At 62.7% G+C, this 21004-nt stretch carries 19 protein-coding genes; 11 read left to right on the top strand and 8 right to left on the bottom strand.

What is annotated here, in order from left to right; translation table 11 throughout:
• Window positions 1-108: 108 nt before the first annotated feature.
• Window positions 109-678 (bottom strand): recombinase family protein, encoded by a 570-nt coding sequence (locus SPHN_RS16260; protein ID WP_248524781.1) that lies wholly within the window; start codon window positions 676-678, stop codon window positions 109-111.
• Window positions 679-1333: 655 nt separating this feature from the next.
• Between SPHN_RS16260 and SPHN_RS16255 the strand changes: the two genes are divergently transcribed.
• The 9 genes from SPHN_RS16255 (at window position 1334) to SPHN_RS16215 (ending at window position 13576) form a co-directional block, all read left to right on the top strand.
• A complete protein-coding gene (locus tag SPHN_RS16255; protein ID WP_248524780.1) occupies window positions 1334-1819 on the top strand; it encodes a DUF4142 domain-containing protein in 486 nt (161 codons plus the stop codon).
• An 89-nt stretch (window positions 1820-1908) separates the two neighbouring features.
• Complete coding sequence (locus SPHN_RS16250; RefSeq protein WP_248524779.1) at window positions 1909-2487, top strand: SRPBCC family protein; 579 nt, start codon at window positions 1909-1911, stop codon at window positions 2485-2487.
• The gene (locus SPHN_RS16245) at window positions 2487-3665 is read left to right on the top strand and encodes a zinc-dependent alcohol dehydrogenase (RefSeq protein ID WP_248524778.1); all 1179 of its coding nucleotides are present in this window, start codon (window positions 2487-2489) and stop codon (window positions 3663-3665) included. The genes SPHN_RS16250 and SPHN_RS16245 overlap by 1 nt, the downstream gene beginning before the upstream one ends.
• A gap of 14 nt (window positions 3666-3679) precedes the next feature.
• On the top strand, window positions 3680-4465 hold the full coding sequence (locus SPHN_RS16240; RefSeq protein ID WP_248524777.1) for an SDR family NAD(P)-dependent oxidoreductase: 786 nt from the start codon (window positions 3680-3682) through the stop codon (window positions 4463-4465).
• Between the two features lie 106 nt (window positions 4466-4571).
• Complete coding sequence (locus tag SPHN_RS16235) at window positions 4572-5750, top strand: glycosyltransferase family 4 protein (RefSeq protein ID WP_248524775.1); 1179 nt, start codon at window positions 4572-4574, stop codon at window positions 5748-5750.
• 210 nt (window positions 5751-5960) lie between these two features.
• Window positions 5961-8177: a UDP-galactopyranose mutase gene (glf, locus tag SPHN_RS16230; protein WP_248524773.1), complete on the top strand. Its 2217-nt coding sequence runs from the start codon at window positions 5961-5963 to the stop codon at window positions 8175-8177.
• Window positions 8174-10243: a glycosyltransferase gene (locus tag SPHN_RS16225; protein WP_248524771.1), complete on the top strand. Its 2070-nt coding sequence runs from the start codon at window positions 8174-8176 to the stop codon at window positions 10241-10243. The genes glf and SPHN_RS16225 overlap by 4 nt, the downstream gene beginning before the upstream one ends.
• Window positions 10236-11336: a zinc-dependent alcohol dehydrogenase gene (locus SPHN_RS16220; protein ID WP_248524769.1), complete on the top strand. Its 1101-nt coding sequence runs from the start codon at window positions 10236-10238 to the stop codon at window positions 11334-11336. Before SPHN_RS16225 ends, SPHN_RS16220 begins: the two co-directional genes overlap by 8 nt.
• Complete coding sequence (locus SPHN_RS16215; RefSeq protein ID WP_248524767.1) at window positions 11333-13576, top strand: glycosyltransferase family 4 protein; 2244 nt, start codon at window positions 11333-11335, stop codon at window positions 13574-13576. Before SPHN_RS16220 ends, SPHN_RS16215 begins: the two co-directional genes overlap by 4 nt.
• Window positions 13577-14230: 654 nt before the next feature.
• On the opposite strand, the gene SPHN_RS16210 is transcribed toward SPHN_RS16215, so the two are convergent.
• Window positions 14231-14821, bottom strand: coding sequence for a DUF4142 domain-containing protein (locus SPHN_RS16210; RefSeq protein WP_248524765.1), 591 nt, complete (start codon window positions 14819-14821; stop codon window positions 14231-14233).
• 153 nt (window positions 14822-14974) lie between these two features.
• Here SPHN_RS16210 and SPHN_RS16205 point away from each other — a divergent pair, with 153 nt between their 5' ends.
• Window positions 14975-15385, top strand: a complete 411-nt coding sequence (locus tag SPHN_RS16205) for a DUF3597 family protein (protein ID WP_248524764.1) — start codon at window positions 14975-14977, stop codon at window positions 15383-15385.
• Window positions 15386-15432: 47 nt separating this feature from the next.
• Here SPHN_RS16205 and SPHN_RS16200 read toward each other — a convergent pair whose 3' ends face one another.
• From SPHN_RS16200 to SPHN_RS16175, 6 genes are all read right to left on the bottom strand, one after another.
• Window positions 15433-15639, bottom strand: coding sequence for a hypothetical protein (locus tag SPHN_RS16200; protein WP_151989662.1), 207 nt, complete (start codon window positions 15637-15639; stop codon window positions 15433-15435).
• Between the two features lie 157 nt (window positions 15640-15796).
• Entirely contained in the window at window positions 15797-16321 is a 525-nt protein-coding gene (locus SPHN_RS16195; RefSeq protein WP_151989661.1) for a DUF937 domain-containing protein, read from the bottom strand.
• 110 nt (window positions 16322-16431) lie between these two features.
• Complete coding sequence (locus SPHN_RS16190; RefSeq protein WP_151989660.1) at window positions 16432-17703, bottom strand: YihY/virulence factor BrkB family protein; 1272 nt, start codon at window positions 17701-17703, stop codon at window positions 16432-16434.
• Between the two features lie 94 nt (window positions 17704-17797).
• The gene (locus SPHN_RS16185) at window positions 17798-19084 is read right to left on the bottom strand and encodes a cation:proton antiporter (protein ID WP_248524762.1); all 1287 of its coding nucleotides are present in this window, start codon (window positions 19082-19084) and stop codon (window positions 17798-17800) included.
• A gap of 200 nt (window positions 19085-19284) precedes the next feature.
• Window positions 19285-19788 (bottom strand): ferritin-like domain-containing protein, encoded by a 504-nt coding sequence (locus SPHN_RS16180; protein WP_248524760.1) that lies wholly within the window; start codon window positions 19786-19788, stop codon window positions 19285-19287.
• A gap of 81 nt (window positions 19789-19869) precedes the next feature.
• A complete protein-coding gene (locus tag SPHN_RS16175) occupies window positions 19870-20334 on the bottom strand; it encodes a hypothetical protein (protein ID WP_248524758.1) in 465 nt (154 codons plus the stop codon).
• 549 nt (window positions 20335-20883) lie between these two features.
• Between SPHN_RS16175 and SPHN_RS18615 the strand changes: the two genes are divergently transcribed.
• Window positions 20884-21004: HAD family hydrolase (locus SPHN_RS18615; RefSeq protein ID WP_432715109.1), on the top strand; the 121-nt coding region annotated here is incomplete at its 3' end.

Genomic DNA, 21004 nt, shown 5'->3' with positions numbered 1-21004 from the left:
GTGTTCTAGCCCCCCCCCCCCCGCCGTATGAATGGACGTCCGCCTAGACCAGGGCTTCGCCGCGATAGCGGACAGGCTTCTATCCACCAGAAAGACGGAAACGCGGTCCTACGTTTCGGAGGCTACTGCCGCATCGATCTTGGGGACGAACTTGTAGACGGTGCCTCGGGAGATGCCGAGTTGGCGAGCGATATGTGCGGGCTTTATACCGTCGGCGATCAGCTTACGTACCGCGTCGGAATCAATACGCGGCTTGCCGCCTTTGTAGACGCCCCGTCCTTTCGCTGCCTCGATCCCTTCAAGTTGCCGTTCGCGTCGGAGGTTCGTCTCGAACTCTGCAAATACGCCAAGCATATCGAGAAATGCTTTTCCCGCTGCCGTGCTTGTATCGATCGGTTGCTCGGTCGCCTTGAGAGCGATCCCCCTGCCCTTTAGCTCGTGCACAATATCCTGCAGATCTTTCATAGACCGTGCAAGCCGGTCAATACGGGTCACCACCAAAGTGTCGCCTTTGCGAAGGAAGTCGAGCAGGACTTGTAGTTCGGTCCGTGCGATGCGCTCGCTCCCCGATTTTTTCTCCGACCGGATGGTCTGGCAGCCAGCGGCGCGCAGCGCGGTTTCCTGTATCGCAAGATCCTGCTCAAAGGTCGATACGCGCGCGTAACCAAAAAGTGGCATTGGGGCTCCATCTGTTCAGTCAGGTTCTAGACTGCTTGAACGGAGTGTTCAATCTCTATGCAAATGACCCTGATTGAACGGAAAGACTGTTCAATGTAGTGTGTTCAAACAGGGTATACCCTCATTGACACAACGCATGTGCTAGGCCGGACGAGCGCCTGACGAGCTAAGCGCCAAAGGATTTCGCGAGCTTCCTACGCGACCACCGCGACGCCTTCGTCAAGGTTGTCTAAGTGTGAGCTGCGAATAGGATCGTAGATTACTATCCCGTCGAATACGCATGGATCACTCTTAGTGAAAACTGACAGGCTTAGCACGCTCGAAGTGAATAGCAGCAGTTGGTCCGTACGTCTGACTTCTGGCGAAATTCTCGCAATGGGCAGATCGTTTCTGCCGATCAACGACCCCCGTTGCTCACGTCTACTCTGGGACGACAAGGCGAAGCAGAGCAGCACGGCAATTTGGTCGGACTTCAGATCCGATACCCCAACCCTGCCCGCATTACCAGATCACGATATTCGCACGGCATAGTGTCGAGTGCTCCAATGAATTGATCCAGATTGAGATAGTCCAGGCGGCTGGAACATTGCCCGCTCGTGCCTGTTTGGTTTGCAGCTATGGGTCGTACGTACCGCAGTGTTCTCGGGAGAATGTCATGACCAAGCTTCTTACGCTTGCAGCCATGGTCGCACTGCCAGCCGTCGCAGCTATTGCACAGGCGCCGATGGCTGCCCCGACCTACGTAATTAAGGCGGGGGGCGGCGATCAATATGAAATCCAGTCCAGCCGTCTGGTGCTCATCTCGACCAAAAACGCCAAGCTGCGTTCGTTCGCAACGATGATGGTCACCGACCATACCAAGTCGACCGCGGACGTAAAAGCTGCGGCGATGCGCGCAGGCCTGCATCCTGCGCCGCCAAAGCTCGACGCTATGGGTACGAAGAACGTCGCCGCCCTGCGCGCAGCCAACGGGACCGCGCGCGACCGACTGTACGTTGAACAGCAGAAAGCCGCGCATCAGCGCGCGCTGACGCTTCACCAGAGCTACGCGCAGTCCGGAACAGCGGCGCCGCTCAGGGCGGTCGCAGGTTCGGTTGCGCCGGTGGTTCAGGGCCACATCAGCGAACTTTCCGCAATGTGATCACCGTGCAATTACCAGCGACTGCACCTGCACACCGGCCAGCGTCGCAACGCAGACGCGGCGTGCTCGCAACTGACAGGAGATCCGACATGCATGATACCAAGCCTCACGGTGACGATGCGCCGCCATCGACGTGGAAAAAGCGCGATGCCTTTGCAGAGTCGGGCATCCCCGACGGCAAGGGTGGCTCACTCGTCGCGCGTGCCGTCACGATTAACCGGCCAGTCAGCGAAGTGTTCGCGTATTTTCGCGACTTCACGAACCTGCCGACGTTCATGGAAAATGTCGAACGGATCGACATTCTGGATAACAAGCGGTCGCACTGGGTCGTGAAGGCACCCGCCGGCAAGACGGTCGAATGGGACGCGGTAGTCATCGAAGAGGCATCCGACCGTCTTATCGCTTGGGCGTCCGAGCCCGGCGCGGACGTGGCGAACAGCGGGCAGGTCGAGTTTCGCGATGCTGGCGCGCGCGGCACGGTCGTCACCGCGACGATCGCCTATGATCCGCCCGCGGGCATCGTCGGCAAGCTGATCGCCAAGATGTTCCAGCGCGAACCTGCGATCCAGGCGCGGCGCGACCTGCGTCGCTTCAAGCAATTGATGGAAACCGGCGAGATCGCAACCGCGGCGATGAACCGCAAGCAGCATGAAGAGGAACTCGCCTGATGCGCGCTCTGGCATGGCACGGTAAGCACGACGTCCGCGTCGATACCGTCGACGACCCCGAGATCGTCAATCCCCGCGACTGCATCATCAAGGTCACCGCGACCGCGATCTGCGGCTCCGACCTGCATTTGTATGACGGCTATATCCCGACGATGCAGGCGGGCGACATCCTCGGCCACGAGTTCATGGGCGAGGTCGTCGAGGTCGGCGCGAAGTCGACGCTGAAGAAGGGCCAGAAGGTCGTCGTCCCGTTCACAATCGCGTGCGGCAGCTGCTATCACTGCGGCAAGCATCAGTATTCGGCGTGCGACAACGGCCTCCCCGCCGACAATCAGGACGTCGCGCAGGAACTCTACGGCCACCCGATGGCCGGCCTTTTCGGCTACAGCCACATGACTGGGGGCTATGCGGGCGGCCAGGCGGAATACGTCCGCGTACCGTTCAGCGACGTCGGCCCGATCGTGATCCCCGACGGCGTCGACGACGAGAAGGTCCTGTTCCTCTCCGATATCCTACCAACCGGCTGGATGGCTGCGGAGAATGCGCAGATCGAGCCTGGCGACACCGTCGCGGTGTGGGGCTGCGGCCCGGTTGGGCTGTTCGCGGTCCAGTCGGCGTTCCTGATGGGCGCCGAACGGGTCATCGCGATCGACCACTTCCCGCACCGCCTCGAACTGGCGAAGAAGTTTGGCGCCGAGACGATAAATTACGAGGAAAGCGCGGTCTACGAGGCTCTGATGGTGATGACCGGCGGGATCGGTCCCGATGCGGTGATCGACAGCGTCGGGCTGGAGGCACACGGCTTCTTCGTCGACAACGTACTCGACCAGATCAAGGCGTCGACCTTCCTCGGTACCGATCGTGCGCATTCGATCCGCCAGGCGATCATCGCATGTCGCAAGGGCGGGCGCGTATCGATGCCGGCGGTCTATGGGGGGTTCATCGACAAGTTCCCGCTCGGTGCACTGATGGAGAAGGGGCTGACGCTCAAGACCGGCCAGACGCACGTTCAGCATTACATGCCCGCGCTGCTCAACGCGATCATGGAGGGCAAGATCGACACCACCTTCCTGATCTCGCACCGCATGGACTTGGAAGACGCCCCCAAGGGCTACGACATGTTCAAGAACAACCAGAACGAAGTAACCAAGGTCGTGCTCAAGCCCGGCTTCAATTGAGAGGATTTGACGACATGGCCGATAAATTCGCAATCATCACCGGCGCCTCGACGGGCATCGGCTTCGAACTTGCCACGCTTGCCGCCAAGGATGGCTACGACATCCTCGTCGTTGCCAACGAAGCGCTGATCCAATCCGCCGCCGCTGACTTCAAGCAGTTCGGCACTGACGTGACCGCGGCCGAGGCGGACCTGTCGACGATCGAGGGCGTCGATGCGCTGCTGAACGCGACCAACGGACGCAAGGTCGACGTGCTGTGCGCCAACGCGGGCCATGGTCTTGGCCACGGCTTCCTTGACCAGAAGCTCGAGGACTGGCGCAACGTGGTGGATACCAACATCACCGGCACGCTCTACCTAGTCCAGAAGGTGCTGCCCGCGATGGTCGCGCGCAACGATGGCAAGGTACTCGTGACTGGGTCGGTCGCAGGCTACATCCCCGGTGCATTCCAGGCGGTCTACAACGGCTCCAAGGCATTCATCGACAGCTTTACCGAAGCGCTGCGCAACGAGATTAAGGACGCGGACGGCGTCACACTGACGACGCTTATGCCGGGCCCGGTGGACACCGAATTCTTCGACCGCGCTGACATGAACGACACCGACGTCGGCACCGACCCCAACAAGAGTGATCCCGCCGACGTGGCCAAGGATGGCTGGGATGCGCTGATGGGCGGCAAGGCGTCGATCTTCTCGGGGTGGAAAACGAAGGTTCAGGGCGTGCTTGCCAACGTCATCCCCGGTTCTGTGCTCGCCGAACAGCATCGCAAGATGGCCAAGCCTGGCAGCGCCAAAGACTGATTGGCGGATCGCCGGACGGTCTTGCGGCATTCGATGCATGTCTGGCGCCAATGGGACCTGGCATCGCCTCATCTGCGGATCGGGCAACCGGCGGTTAGAGATACCGATGAGGGAGAAGTCACAGATGGCGGCACCGTTGACGGCTCGGCGATCGGTCGTCGTCATCAGCGACTGGGTAGATGGCCCGCATCCCGGGCACGACTGCCCGTCACCTGCCGTGCTGCCTGTGCACGCGGTCGGTTCGGCGAGCCAGCCCTGGATCGGCGACCTCGTCGCCGCGGACGTGACTGGCGGCTATCTGGAGCGGCTACCGCTCGCGCTAGTGGCCGCCGGTATCGTCGATCAGGCTGAAATCTGGCATCATTGGCGCGGCGCGGATGAGCCGCCGTTCAGCAGGGACAACGCGGTTATGACGCGTCGCGCATTCCGCATTGACGACGAGCACGCTCCCTTTGCCTCGTCGCAGATGATCGCGTTCGTCGAGGCGTTCGGCGCGCCGCACATCCTCGTCGTGCTGGGCCTGGGCGTCGCGGCCGAGTTGCTCGCGCTGTGTGCGAACAGCATCATCCTCTACAACTCGATCGACGCACCCTCGTTGCGCGTGCCAGCCGAGGTGAGCCGACATTTCGATCTCGTCATCACCGGCGCGCAGTGGCAGTCGGACGAAGTCGAGGCCCGCCACCCGGGCATGCGTACCGCGATCCTGCCAATCGGTCCCGAATTCGCTGCGACTCACCAGTTCCGCCCGCTCGGCACGGCCAAGGATGTCGACCTGATCTACGTCGCCGCGGCGCAACCGTATAAACGCCACGATATCTTGTTCGACGCGCTCGCGAACCTGCCGCGCGACGTGCGCGCGCTTTGCGTGTTTGGCTATGGGGAGGATGCCGACGCGCTACGTCAGCGCGCCAGAGACCAGAACCTATCGATCGAGTTCGTCGGCCCACCGGGTGTTCCGATCGAGGAGGTCAATCACCTGATGAACCGCGCCAGGTTCGGCGTCGTGTGCGGCATCGACGACGGCGCGCCGGCTATCCTCACCGAATACATGCTCGCGGGGCTACCCGTGCTCGCCAATGCCGATCTGCGCTGCGGACTGCAGTTCATCCTACCTGAGACCGGCATGACCGCTTCCGCGAACGGCTTTGCCGAAGCGATCCTTAAAATGCGCGAAACCGCCGATGATTTTCGGCCCCGTGAGGCTGCTCTGGAACGTTGGACATGGACGCATAGTGTGAAACGACTGGCGCGAATTATCGAGCAAATACATGATGCAAAGCAATAACAAAAACCCGACGAGCCATGATGACTTGGTCGGAACATGGTTTTAGATTTGGGCGACAACGCGGATGACCGCGGTTCCGCGGATTGGAAGAGCGTGCACGGCATCGGACCTACCCCCAGCCTCTTAAAGTCCGATGACATAAATGCCGCCCCGCTGATTTGCTTCTCGCACCTCCGCTGGGATTTCGTCACCCAGCGCCCACAGCATCTAATGAGGCGATTCGCGCAAACCCGGGCGGTGTTCTTTTGGGAAGAGTATATCCCGTGCGACCATCCGTTGCCGTTCCTCGAATACCACCCTTTCCTTGCCGATAACGTGATCGCGCTACGTCCGCGCCTGCCGCATTGGTGGAATGCCGAGCAGGTCGAAGCGGGGTTGCGGCAACTGCTCGACATGCTGGTGGCCACGAGCATTCGCGCCAAGCCGGTGCTCTGGTTCTACACGCCGATGATGCTCCCGTTCGCAGAGCATATGGACGCCGCTGCGGTCGTCTACGACTGCATGGACGAACTGTCTGCGTTCCGCTTCGCCGACCCCGCTTTGCTCGACCGCGAAGCGCGGTTGCTCGCGCGTGCCGATCTCGTCTTCACCGGCGGCTACAGCCTGTACGAAGCCAAGCGCGACCGCCACGGCGACGTCCACGCCTTCCCGTCGGCGGTCGACGTTGCACATTTTGCCCAAGCGCGTACCGGCAACGTAGAACCCGAAGACCAGCGCCACATCCCCGGCCCCAAGCTCGGTTTCTTCGGCGTCATCGACGAACGCATCGACCTCTCACTGATCGACGCCGTCGCCGCTGCACGTCCTGACTGGTCGTTCGTGATGATCGGTCCGGTCGTGAAGATCGACCCCGCGCACCTGCCCCGCCGCGCCAATATCCACTGGCTCGGCGGACGTGGGTACGACGAGCTCCCCGCCTATCTCTCTGGCTGGGACGTCGCGCTGATGCCGTTCGCGATCAACGCCGCGACCCGCTTCATCAGCCCGACCAAGACCCCCGAATATCTCGCCGGCGGCTTGCCCGTCGTCTCCACGCCGATCGTCGACGTGATCCGCCACTACGGAGATGCGGCCGCCGTGGCGATCGCCTCCGACGCAACCGCGTTCGTCGTCGCCTGCGAGGCCGCCCTCGCCCTCCCCCGCGAAGGCGCATGGCGCGACGAAGCCGACAGCCTGCTCGCCACACAATCTTGGGACCGGACCCAAACCGCCATGGCAACCGAGATCGACCGCATCCTCACCGCGAAACGCACTTTCCGCCCCGCCCGGGAACGCGAACGCTACGACACGTTGATCGTCGGCGCGGGGTTCGCCGGCGCGGTCCTTGCGGAACGGCTCGCGAGCGACAGCGGCCAGCGCGTCCTCGTCGTCGACCGCCGCCCGCACATCGGCGGCAACGCGTATGACGAGCATGACGCGGCGGGCGTGCTGATCCACCGCTACGGCCCTCACATCTTCCACACCAATTCCGCCGACGTGTTCGACTATCTGTCACGCTTCACCGAGTGGCGCCCCTACGAACACCGCGTCCTCGCCAGCGTCGACGAAAAGCTCGTGCCGATGCCGATCAACCGCACCACGCTCAACGCACTCTACGGCCTGTCGCTCGAGGACGACGCGGAAGCCGCGGCCTTCCTCGCCAGCCGAGCGGAGTCGGTCGAGGACATACGCACCTCGGAAGACGTTGTCGTCGCCGCGGTCGGCCGCGATCTCTACGAGACGTTCTTCCGCGGCTATACGCGCAAGCAATGGGGCCTCGATCCGTCCGAACTCGACCGCGCCGTCACCGCCCGCGTGCCGACCCGCACCTCGACCGACGACCGCTATTTCACCGATAAGTTCCAGGCGATGCCGGCGAACGGCTACACCCGGATGTTCGAGGCGATGCTCGACCACCCCGGCATCACGCTCGATCTCGGCGTGGAATACCGCGACGTGATCGACCGCATCGACGTCGACCACATCGTCTTCACCGGCCCGATCGACGAATATTTCGATTTCCGTTTCGGCAAGCTGCCCTATCGCAGCCTCCAGTTTCGTCATGAGACGCACGACGTCGCCCAGTTCCAGCCGGTCGCGGTCGTCAACTATCCCGACGAGACCGTGCCCCAGACCCGCATCACCGAATACAAACACCTGACCGGCCAGCTCCACGCGAAGACCAGCATCAGCTACGAGTTCCCGAGCGCGGAGGGTGACCCCTATTACCCGATCCCCCGCCCCGAAAATCAGGCGCTGTTCAAACGCTACGAAGCGCTCGCCGATGCGGAGGAAGGCGTTACTTTCGTCGGCCGGCTCGCGACCTATCGCTACTACAATATGGACCAGGTCGTGGGACAAGCGCTCGCCACCTATCGCCGCATGGCCGCCAAGATGGCTGCGCAATCGATCACATCGCAGGCCCCTATATCATCGGCAGCAGAATGACCCGTATCTGCATGCTGACCGACAGCCTGGCCCCGTCCGGCGTCGGCGCGCACATGATGATGCTCGCGGAAGGCCTTGCCGGCGACGAGATCGTCTTTGCAGGGCGTCCTGCCACCGGGTTGCTCGAACGCGCCGCCGCCAGGGGCTTTGCGGTCAAGATGCTCGACGACGACGCCGCGTTGACGCGCTGGATGCAGCGGTCGGCACCGGATATCGTCCACGTCCATGCCGGGATCGGTTGGGAAGGCCATGCCGCGGTCCGTGCCGCGCAGGCCGCGGGCGTGCCCGTCGTCCGCACCGAGCATCTTCCCTATCTGCTGACCGACGCGGCGCAGTGCGACGAGCACCGTAAGACCTCGACCGCGCTCGCACGACTGATCTGCGTTTCCGATGCGGTCGGCGACAGCTACCGCGCGGCCGGCGTCGATCCTGCGCTGGTCGAGACGATCCACAACGGCGTCGGCCCGCACCGGCCGTCACGGTCGAGAGCGGCGCTGCGCGGCGAATGGGGTGTCGGTGACGCGCCGGTATTGCTGATGGTCGCGCGCCTTGCCGAGCAAAAGGGTCACGCGCTCCTGCTTGACGCGCTGCCGGCGATCCGCGCCGCGCACCCGGATGTGATCGTACTGCTCGCCGGCGAAGGTCCCCTCCTCACCCAGACCGCGCGCGCCATCGCCGCCAAGGGCCTAGCCGGCACGGTCCGCATGCTCGGCACCCGCAGTGACGTCGCCGACCTTATGACGCTTTCCGACCTGCTCGTTCTGCCTTCCGCGTTCGAGGGCCTGCCGCTGGTCGCGCTCGAAGCAATGGCCGCCGGGCTTCCCGTCGTTGCCACCGTCGCACCCGGCAATGCCGAAGCGATCGAGGACGGCGTCACCGGTCGTCTGACCGCCGCGGACCCGGCGAGTTTCGCCGATGCGGTCATCACCCTGCTAGCCGATCGCGATAGCCTCGAGGCGCTGGCCAGCGCGTCGATCGAACGTCAGCAAGACCTATTCTCGGCCGATCGCATGATCGCCGATACGCGCGCGGTCTACGACGCCGTGCAAGACCAGACCAAACACACAAAGGGAGACGGCGTGGAGCGGACACGGATCGGGTTCATCGGCGCAGGCGGCATCGCCAATCGCCATTTCGGCGTCTTCGAGCAGTTCGACGACGTCGCGATCGTCGCGGTGGCCGACGTTGACATGGCCCGCGCGACTGAGGCCGCCGCCCGCTTCGGCGCGCGCGCGTTCGACGATGCCTCCGCGATGCTGGCCGCGGTAGACCTCGACGCGCTCTACATCTGCGTGCCGCCGTTCGCGCACGGCGAACCCGAACGCCTCGCGATCGACCACAAGCTGCCGTTCTTCGTCGAAAAGCCCGTCGCGCTCGATCTCGGCACCGCGGAGGACGTCGCGGCGTCGGTGGATCGGCTTGGTCTCGTCACTGCGGTCGGCTATCACTGGCGCTATCTCGACACCGTTGACGAGGTGAAGGCGCTGCTCTCCGCGACGCCGGCGCGCCTCCTGTCCGGCTATTGGCTCGACTCAACCCCGCCGCCGCGCTGGTGGTGGAAGAAGGACGCATCGGGCGGCCAGATGCTCGAACAGACGACGCACTTGGTCGATCTCGCGCGCTATCTCGTTGGCGACGTCGTCCGCGTCTACGGCCAGTCGGGCCATATCGACCGCGCCGCCTTCCCCGGCCTCGACGTCGCGACAACCAGCACCGCGATGCTCACCTTCGCGAGCGGCGCGATCGCCAACTTCGCCTCGACCTGCTTGCTCAACTGGAACCACCGCGTCGGCCTGCACCTGTTCGGCGAAGGTTTGGCGATCGAACTGACCGACCGAGACGTGATGATCGACATCGGCCGCGGTCGCCCGGTCCGCGGCACCGGCAGCGACCCGGTCGTGCTGGAGGATCGCGACTTCATCGACGCGGTCCGTGGGAGCGAGAACCGTATCCGCTGCCCCTACCCCGCCGCGCTCGAAACACTCCGCCTCGCGCTGGCGATCGAACGCTCCGCCGTCGAAGGTCGCGCGATCGACGTCTGCGAGCGCGAGGTGGCGCATGTCTGAGTGGCGCCACGTCCGCTCGCTCGGCGTCGAACGCCCCGGCCAGGCCTATTTCTTCGGTTATGACGAAGCGCCTCCGGGTGACGGCCAAGTCCGCCTCGACCTGCTCTACACCGGCTTCTCCGCCGGCACCGAACTCACCTTCGTCAAGAACAGCAACCCGTATCTCCACTCGCGCTGGGACGCAGGGCGCGGCGTGTTCGTCCCCGGCGAACCGAGCGCGCACTATCCCGTGCCGTTCCTCGGCTACATGGAATGCGCGCGCGTCAGCGACAGCCGGGTCGACGATTTCGCGAACGGCGACGTCGTCGGCACCGTCTTCGGCCACAAGACCGGCCACACCGCTGACCCGTTCAACGACCTGCTGACCAAGCTCCCGCTCGAGCTCGATCCGATCCTCGGCATCTATATCGGCCAGATGGGGCCGATCGCCGCCAACGGCATCCTTCACGCCGATGCTGAACTGCTCGGCCCCAATGTCGTCAACCTCGGCGACGGCATCCGCGGCCGCCCCGCGCTGGTGATCGGTGCGGGCATCGTCGGCATGCTCACCGCCCTGTTCGCACAGGCCGCCGGCGCCAGCGAAGTCGTGATCGCCGACCCCTCCCCCTTCCGCCGCCTGCGCGCCGAATGTCTCGGCATCACCGCGATGACCGAGGACCAGGCCTGGGCGTACGCCAAGGCACGCTGGCTGCACGGCGGCGACGATCGCGGTGCGGACGTCGTGTTTCAAACCCGCGCCGACGCCGCCAGTCTCCACGCCGCGATGCGCGCGCTAAGGCCGCAGGGCACGGTGATCGACCTCGCTTTCTACCAGGGCGGCGCGGACCGGCTCCGGCTCGGCGAGGAATTCCACCACAACGGCCTCAACCTCCGCTGCGCCCAGATCAACCGCGTCCCCCGAGGGCTCGGCTTTCAATGGGACCGCCGCCGCCTCGCCAACGAGACGGTGAAGCTCCTTCTCGCCCGCGGCCCCGAGATCCGCGCGCAGCTCATCACACACGTCGTGCCCTATGACGACGCCCCCAAGTTCATCGCAAAGCTGGTCGGCGAGCGGCCCGAATTCCTCCAGATCGTTTTCAAGGTCGGCGATTGAGCACCGCACTTACCGCCGACGCCCGACCGATCCGCATCCTGTTCGTATTCGCCTGGCTCGTCGTCGGCGGCGAGGAGACGGAAGTGCGGCTGCTTGCCCAGGCGCTCGATCCCACCCGCTACCGGATCGAGGTCGTCGCCTGCTTCCGGAAGGACGGCATGTCCGAGCAGACGCACGCGCAACTGGAAGCGATCGGCGTCCCCGTCGACCGCACGCCCTACGCGCTCGGCTTCGACGAGACCGTCGCCTACCTCGCGAGCAAGCTGCCCGCGTATGACGTGGTCGTCTCGTGCCAGAATGTCGCGGACATCTACCCCGCGCTCGAACGCATGCACCTCCGCCCGCCGTTGATCGAACATGGCGGCCTCGTCTCCGAAGCACTCGCCGGCCCCAAGCATTTCACCGCGCGCTACGTCGGCGTCTGTGCCTCGATCCGCGACGCCGCCGCAAGCCGCATGCCCGGCCGCGAACACCACGCGGTCGAAATCCCGTCGATGGTCGACACGCGCGCCTTCGACCCCGCCCGCCGCGCGCCGGTCCGTGCGACGCTAGGGATCGCCGACGACGTACCGCTGGTTGGGTGGCTAGGCCGGCTCGACCCGAAAAAGCGCGTCGAGGACTTCATTGATGCCGCCGCGCTCGTCCACGCCAGCCACCCCCGCGCCCGCTTCGTTGTCATCGGCGGACCAGACGCCTTCATTCCCGAATATGCCCCAGCACTCCGCAACCGCGCGCACGCCCTCGGTTTGGACACTGCCCTCGCCTTCCTCGGCGACCGCGACGACGTACCCGACTTGCTCGCCGCGCTCGACATATTCGTCTGGCTCTCGCGCGGCGAAGGCATGCCGCACGTCATCGCCGAAGCCGGCGCCGCACGCCTTCCGGTCATTGCAACGCGCGACAACGGTTCCGAACAACAGATCGTCGATGGGGTCAGCGGCCTGTTCGTCCCCCACGAAGACCCGCCCTCAGTTGCCGCGGCGATCACAAAACTGCTCGAAGACCCGACACTCCGGACCCGCCTCGGCACCGCCCTCCGCGCCAAAGTCGACTCCGACTACGCAGTCGCCGCCGTCGTCCCCCGCTGGGAAAGCCTGTTTGCCGAAGTCCTTACCGACCGACCGCCCCTACCTCGCCCGACCGGACTATTCCGGAGCTTCCTGCAAGGCGGCTTCGAATCCTCCACGCACCGCCGCGCGCACGACCGCAAGCGCGTCGACGTCATCGCCGCCAGCCACCACGACATCCTCGCCGCGCATGATTACAGCGAACTCGCCAAGCTCGGTATCCTGACGGTCCGCGACGGCCTGCGCTGGCATCTGATCGAACGCGAACCCGGCCGCTACGACTGGTCCAGCCTCGACCGCCAGCTAGACGCCGCCAAGGCGTTAGGCACCGAAGTTATCTGGGACCTGCTCCATTATGGCTTGCCCGACGACATCGACATCTGGACACCCGCGTTCGTCACCCGCTTCGCCGCCTTCGCGGCCGCCGCGGCGCGTCATATCGGCGCCGCGGGGCCCGGCGAAACCCGCTTCTATGCCCCGGTCAACGAGATCTCATTCTTCGCCTGGGGCGGCGGCGATGCAGCCTATCTCAACCCGTTCGCACACAACCGCGGCTACGAACTCAAAGTCCAACTCGCCCGCGCCTCGATCGCCGCGATGGAGGCGATCCTCGCGATCGATCCCGCCGCAAGGTTCGTCCACGCCGACCCGGTCATCAACGTCATCACCGACCCCGCCCGCCCCAACGACGCCCCCGCCGCCGAAGGTCACCGCCTCGCGCAATACCAGGCCTGGGACATGATCGCCGGCAAGGCGTGGCCGCAGATCGGCGGTCGCCCGGCATTGCTCGATATCGTCGGCGTCAATTTCTACCACAACAACCAATGGATCCACGGCGGTCCCCCACTAGCCTACGACCACCCACTCAGCCGCCCCCTCCACGCGATCCTCGCCGACGCCTACGCCCGCTACGGCCGCCCGATCTTCATCGCCGAGACCGGGATCGAGGGCAGCGCCCGCCCCGCGTGGCTCCGCATGATCCTGCGCGAGGTGAAGATCGCACAATCGCTCGGCGTGCCGGTCGAGGGGACATGTCTCTACCCGATCCTCGACCATCCCGGCTGGGACGACGACCGCTACTGCCCCAACGGCCTACTCGCCTGCTCGCAGACCGTGAGCAACCGGATCCCACATTCTGCGCTCGCAGACGTCATTCGGGCTCGGCCACTTTAAGTACAACCTAGAGGGCGCCTGAATTAAAGCACGCCTGTATTTGCACGACAGACCGTCAGCATGGAACATGGTTGGTTTTGACAGCAATTAGTCAAGTATGGCATAGAATACTGACTTTATTTCCTCTCCAGTATTTCAGGTATCATAATATTCTGTAACACGACGATAGGGCGACTCGGCACTACTAATCATGCCGCAGATTGTGAGGTTGTTCCTTATACATTTTGACGTTGCGCGTGCGGGAGCTGCGCCCGTGACGAGACGACAAACTTCGCCTACGTACTCTCAGCCGACGACAGTCGCTGATAGGGTTGTTTGACCCGGTTATCGGCATTCGCCTGCGCCAGACGCTCAGTCATTTCGCCCTGACTGGCCATCGCATCCCACGCCTCTGCCGATCGCAGATGACGCTGTCGAACAAGGGGAAGGGTGGACCGCTGGGCTTCCGAACGTTCTTGGGCAGCAGCGTTACGGTATGCCTCGGTCTGAGAAAGGTTCATACAAAGCCTTCAACCGACATTTCGGAAACTGAAACCCACCAAGCTCGAGATCACGTGGTGTTCTGGTTCGACTGAAACTGTCCGATCGCAAACCGAGAGGTGCACGCAACGGTGCGCCTCTCGGATCAAAAAGATTATTGCCTAAGGCCAGATTTCACGACTTGAGCGATTTCGCCATGTTCAGATGTGCTGCAACCGTAGGTGCCAATCCCGACGCAAACGTCTTCAACTGCGTCACGTCGCCGGTTGCAGCATATCCCCTGAGCGTATCGAGCGTTTGCTGATGCCCGGCGACTTGGGCAGCTGCGTACGCGGTGTCGAAATCAGCGCCCTGCTTGGTTTTCAGATTGGCAAGCTTCTGCTGCTGCTCAGCACTCAGCGCCGGGTTGGGCGTCAAAGCTGGTGACAGCGTTGCCGTCAGTGCCTTCAGCTTCGCAGTCGAACCCTCATGGGCGGTGATCATTTGGCCAGCGAACTTCTTCACCGCAGCAGACGCGCCGTTGGTTACAGCCAGCTTCGAGGTCTCGATCTCGAACGAGTCATTCGCAGCCGCCATGTTGACGAAGGCCTGCCCACCTGAGGCGGGGGCTGCCATGGCGTCGTTGGCACCGGCTGCGTTCACGTCCGTGACGGACGTATTGGCGTAGGCGCTGTTATCGACGGCCGTCGTATCGTCGGCCTTCTTGCCGCATGCGGCCAATGACAGGGCCGCTGCCGATACCAGTGCCAGGGTCTTGAAGTTCATCATACTCTCCGTCTGCTCGCATATTGCCGCTACCTGCTCAACGCGTGCCTTCTGAGGACCGTTCCGCACGAGCAACGAACTCCGGACCGATCATGAAGCGAGTTCGTTCTAGCCGTCTGCCGGCACAGCTGCCGGCCTTATCGGGACACGGCTATGAGCATCTTCAGCACGATCATGAACAAGGTTTTCCATCATAAAGCCGCGCCAGCCGCTGCGCCGTCTCAGGCTCCTGCCGTTGCGCCTCAAGCTGCGCCACAGGCCGCCCCGACCGCTACCGCCCAGCCCGCCCCCGCAGCGGCTCAGCAGTCCGTCGATGTCGGTGCGGTCCTCAGCGAGATGGCATCGATGAAGGATGGCGGCGGCAACTATCAGAGCTCGATCGTCGATCTTCTGAAGCTGCTGGACCTGGATTCCAGTCTGACCGCTCGCAAGGAACTTGCTGCCGAGCTGAATGTCCATGCAGCAGCCGACGGCTCGGCCGAGCAAAACATCGCCCTTCATAAGGCAGTGATGCAGAAGCTTGCCGATAACGGCGGTATCGTTCCAGACAGCCTGCGCAACTAAACCAGCCGATCCGGGGGGGGGGGTACCCTACGCCGTCCTCCCCGGCCTCAGACCGCCAGCTTAGCCGTCGTCATCGTTATCGGACAGGAGAAGCGTTCGGGGGCGTCGCAGTTACGGTCCCCCTGCGCCGCTTGTGCTGGCAGCGTCTGACTACCACGCGGCGGTCCATTCGGCTCCTTCTGAAAGCTTTGCGCGGCAAGCCAGCATATCGTGACGACGAACGCCACGATCAGCACGAAGATGACAATTGCCACAGGACCAGCTTGCTGGTTTCCTCGTCTCCGCATCACATGCGCTCCCTAGTCATGCCGTCGATGGTATCGCCGTGCCGTAGACCCGTGGCGACGGGATGTTAGTGGACCTCAAGTCCTTCATTTTGATCGAGCAGGGCAGTACTAAGACCGGACCTTTCTATCGCCGTTCGCCAAAAACCGAACCAAGAATGCCCCCCAGTCCGCCGCCAAGACCGCCCCCGGGCGCAGCACCTGCGGCTCCAGCGCCACCCAGGCTGCCAAGTATGGATCCAAGGATCCCGCCAAGGCCACCTTGCTGCCCGCCTGAGCGCTCGGTCAGATGGCCAGCCACCAGCATGACCAGGATCGGCAGCATCTGCTTCAGAAGCTCGGGCGCCAGGCCGCTGCTCTGCGCCGCGTTGTCGGCGACCTCACGACTGCCGTCCTTCGACCCGAAGATACCGCCGAGGATCTGATTACCGCGATCGATCTGCGTCGGCTCATTGCCCAACACGTTCGAAGCAAGGTCTACGCCGCCAAGCGTGTTCACATGGGCGTCTAACTGCGTCGTGTTATTTCCCATGCCGCCCAGAACCGACGGCAGCAGCGCTTCTGCGCCGCGCTGGGCTTGGTCACGCGGTATACCTAGCTGGGCGGCGAGTGCATCGATGCCACCATCAGGCAGCAGGTCATTGAGATTCATGTCGGCTTCCTTGTTGTGACGGGTACCAACAGATGCGGGGACCTATAGGTCCGGTCACCTTCGATCGAGCTAGGACCCTGGATCGGTAGGGATGCGCTATCTGCGCAATGTTAGTCAGGGAGTTCGGGCGTACGAGAGCCAACGGGTCGGCCGGATAGCCAACTAAGCCCTCCCCCGATAGCAAGCAGCCCTGCCCCCATAAGCGCCTTGTCACGGCGTCGGAGGAGAACAAGCCCGCCGGTGACGATGATGGAAGGTACCATGCCGGCTTTACCCAGGCCGGTTACGCGTGCTGCACGCACGACCATGCGGCCGGCAGCGTACTCACGCAAAGGTGACGGCGTATACGGTGCGGCTCGGGATACATCCTTGTCACCATTTGAGGACTGCGGTCCTGGTCCTGCCTGCGGCGCTATCTCCGGTCCGGAAGCTACCGTGTCGGCTGCGTACGCTCCGCGATCACCGAGTGATTTGGTCGGCCCCCTGGTCGTGTCTTGCGTGGTCTGTCTCTCCAGTTCGCAATTGAACTCGGCACCGAGCAGTAGAATGTAGGCGGATAAGTAAAGCCAGGTCAGCAATACGATCGCGGCTCCCAACGAGCCGTAGGTCGCGTCGTAGCTGCCGAAGTTTGCCACGTAGAACCCGAAGCCAAGGGTAACGACCAGCCACAACACCGTCGTCAGCACCGATCCAGGCGTCAACCACGTCCATTTCGCCTCATCGCGATTGGGCGCGTAGCGGTAGAGCGTTGCCGCTGCTGCAGCTCCCATACCCGCCATGACCATGTAGGAAACGATCTTCCCTGCCATGAGAACGATGGCAGGGGCGGAGGGGAACAGTGTATCCAGACTGCCCATTGCGGCTATCGCGATGATAGCGACGATGGCGATAAGCACCGCCCCGGCGGTGATGGCTAACGCGATGAGGTTTAGCCGGACGAAGCCGCGCGTTTCCTCTTCGTCATAGGCGATGTTCAGCGAGGTGATGAGCGCGGTTGCGCCTTTCATTGCGCCGTACAAGGCGATGCCGAGCGCGAGCAGCAGCCCGAACCCCTTCTTGCCGTCCGATGTCGTGACGACGTTGGCCAACTGCTCGCCGATCAGCTTGGCAGCATCCGTCGGCATAACTGACGTCAGTGACTGGACGTTCTTCATCACCGTAGCGGGCGTGGCGACGAGCCCATAGCTCAGCACGACGGCGCCCAGCATAGGCACCATGGCGAGTACGCCGCAGAAAGCCACGCCGGAGGCGACCAAGCTGATATTATCCTGACCGGCCTCCTTCCAGGCTCGCAGAGCAATGTCCTTCCAGCCTTTTGCGGGGATCGCCCAAGGACTTTGAGCGTCGTGCCCCCTCGCGTCCCTCTTGTTCGTCTCGGTCATGCCTCGTCCCTTTACGCGTGTCTTCCGTCTCGAATGCGAACGTCGTTTTCACGCCAGACGCCAATTTTGATACGAACCTTGATAAAGAGTTGCCTCAAGCTCCCACGGCGGGGGGCGCATCCTTGTCTGGATCTCGCCCGTGTTGCTGGTCGAGCAAACGCATGATTGGCGTCACGGTGAGGCCGTGCAGGACGATTGAAAACAGCACGACCAGTCCGAGAAGGCCCCAAAGACGTTCGGCCGCATCGACGTGGATGTGGTTGAGACCATAGGCCAGGTAATAGATCGATCCGACGCCGCGGATGCCGAAGAAGGCCAGCGTCAGCTTTTCCGAACGGTCAGCCCGGTGGCCGGCCAAGCCGATCAGGCCAGTAATCGGGCGGATGATCAGCAGGATCACCAGGGCGATCAGCCCATCCGTCAACGAGACCGAAGCTAGAAGCCCGCTGACCAGCGCACCGCCAAACAGCAGGAGCAAGACCATCATAGCGAGCCGTTCGATCTGCTCGGTGACATCATGCATGTCGTGATGGAAGTCGTGCGTTCGGTGCGTCCCTCGAAACGTCAAAGCGGTCACGAACACGGCAAGGAAGCCGTAGCAGTGGATGATCTCGGTAAAGCCGTAGGAGATGCAAGTCGCAGCCAGCGCGATTAGGCCGTCACCGGTCTGCGCAAGCTTGGTTTGCGCGGGGACGTGAAAGGTCAGCCAACCAAAGGCGCGGCCGATCAGCCAGCCGGCACCAACCCCTGCACCGATTTCCCATAACACCCGGTAAGTTAGCCACTCACCCAGCCAAGGCTTGCTGCTCCCGGCTGCGGTCGTGGCTGCCAGCATGATGGCAAGATGAACGAACGGAAATGCGAAGCCATCATTGAGGCCGGCTTCAGACGTCAGTCCAAACCGTACCTCGTCTTCGTCCTCGCTCTTGGGCGGCCCAACCTGAATGTCGGCTGCCAGGACAGGATCCGTGGGGGCCAGGCTGGCAGCAAGCAGCAAAGTGATCGCCCATGGCAGTCCCATTCCCCATGCCGTCACCGCCGTGATGGCCAGAATGCCCAGCGGCATCGTGATCGCCAACAGCCGCCAGGTAACCGCCCAGTCCCGCCATCCGAACACACGGTCGATCTTCAGGCCGGCCCCCATCAGCGCGATGATCACGACGAACTCGGTGAAGCGTTCGGTAATCTCCGGGTAGAGAAGCGGCAGCGGCCTCAGCATCACCTGAGGTAACGAAAAAAGCACAGCGCCGAGCGCGATACAGACGATCGGCAACGACAGCGGTAGCTTACGAAGCGCCAGCGGTAACCAGACAACCAGCGCAGTAAGCAGGCCAAAGCCGGTGAGAATGAGGATGTAGGGATCGGGCAATGCAGATGTCATGACGGTCTATCCAGAAGGGAACGAGACTTCGTCACAGGAAGGCGCGCATAGTGGTTCGAAGAGGCTTACGAGCATGAGAGATCAACGCATTTCGCGATGCGGGCGGAACTCGCCGATAAGGTAAGATCTCAGTAAGCTGACGGCGCGAGACGCGATCGGAATTCATTGCCCGCCGACGATGTGCCAGCGGGCAATCACGATCACTCGTCTTCGGCGTCAATATTTACAGTCGTCTCGGCAAGCTTCGTCATATATTCGTCGCCACCATAGATGTCCTTGGTGGCTGCGGTCAGCGCCTTGGTATCATCCTTGAGGCCAAGCGCCTTAGCATAGGCAGCGGCCGTACCGAAACCAGCGATGCCGTAATGCGTCATCCGCTGATATTGCGCAATGATCATGACATCGAGCAGCGGACCCTTCTCAGGACCCTCTTCGAGGACATGCTTGGTTGCTTCGGCGACGAGGCCCTCCATGCCCTTGCAATGCTCCTTCGAGACTTTCTCGTCGTTCGATGCGATCAGGTCCTTGAGCATGTCGGTATGCTTCTCGATATCCGCCTGCGACTTGGTTAGCATCTCCTTCAGCGACGCGTCGCTCGCCTTCGTCGTGATCTTCTTCAAGACCTTTTTCATCTGATCGTTTGCGGACCACAGGTCTTTCAGCTCGTCGGTGTAGATTTCCTGGAGATCTTCGGGTGCAGACATGAGAACGTCCTTATGGTTCACCGAGCGGGCTGCGCGGCGTTTGGTTGAAAACTTGATCAAGGAGTGCGCGATTGGCCAACCTCAGCCGGCCCCGGGCTGCTTCTGCTCCTCCTCGTAATCGGCATCGGTACCGACCTTCCCACTAGCCTCGGCTTCGGCGATGCCTGACGTCTCGACAACGTTGATCCTGCTACCTTCGGCTGCGATTTTGTGGGGTACGCGGTCCGCATTCGGGTCCGCAGCGATAGTCGCGCCGTCACCGCCGCCCGAGCCTGCAACGCCGTTACCGGCATTTCCACTGTCTTCGCCCGCCTGCCCACCGCCGTGATAGGCAATGTTGGTCTGGCCACCGTGCGCCATAAAGCCTGTGTTCGTCTCGGTCTTGCCGGCATGCGGGTTGGGATAGGCGCCACCGCCACTTTCGCCTCCCTCGCTGCGACCGTGGATCTCGGTGCCACCGTTGCCGCGCGGCGAGTCCGATACGCCGTCCGGGGCGCCCTTGCTCGCGGGATTGCCGGGTACGGGGGTCTGAACCTTGTCACTCATCGGTATGTCCTTTTGAAAAATGTGGCGAGATACCCAACCCATCCGTTCTATCGGACCGGACCAGATGGGGGCGAAAGTCACGGACCGGGCACGGCCGGATGACACTGTGTAGCCTCTCGCCGCGATCATACCGCACAATTGCTTAAGCCTAAACTTTCGTCGTTTGTGGAAGCATAGCGATCCGGGGAACAACATCGTTCCTACGGAAGCAGGGTCTCGGAGCGCTTATATTTTGTATTGATGCCTGTTAATCTATCTCCAAAGAGCGCCGCCCTGTTTCAGGCAAAAACACACTGTATCGGATGGAGTTGTCACCTCTAATCCGCGATCATGATCTTAGGGTTCTTGCGTCGGGCTATGCCCCAATCGCTGAATATGCGTCGATTGATCGACGATCACACCGTAATCTCACACGTCGACGGTGCCGAACCGAACGATGATCCGTTTGGCCCCCATCGCACAGTGCGCGTATCACTGGAATACGGCGGTTTTGCCGGCACGTGAGTGCTCTGACGCGCGTATGCACGAGATCAGTTCCGGGGTAACATTATGCAGATCAAAGCCATTCTCTTCGATATCGACGGTACGCTGGTCGACACCAACGACATGCACGTCCTCGCCTGGGAGGAGGCGTTCGCCACCGTCGGCGCGTCGTTCGACCGCCAAGTGG

Source organism: Sphingomonas faeni, from assembly GCF_023195535.1.
In the GTDB taxonomy this organism is placed as follows: Bacteria; Pseudomonadota; Alphaproteobacteria; order Sphingomonadales; family Sphingomonadaceae; genus Sphingomonas; species Sphingomonas faeni_B.
The sequence above is the reverse complement of the archived record's forward strand: the minus strand, read 5'-3'. Positions and strand labels throughout refer to the sequence as shown.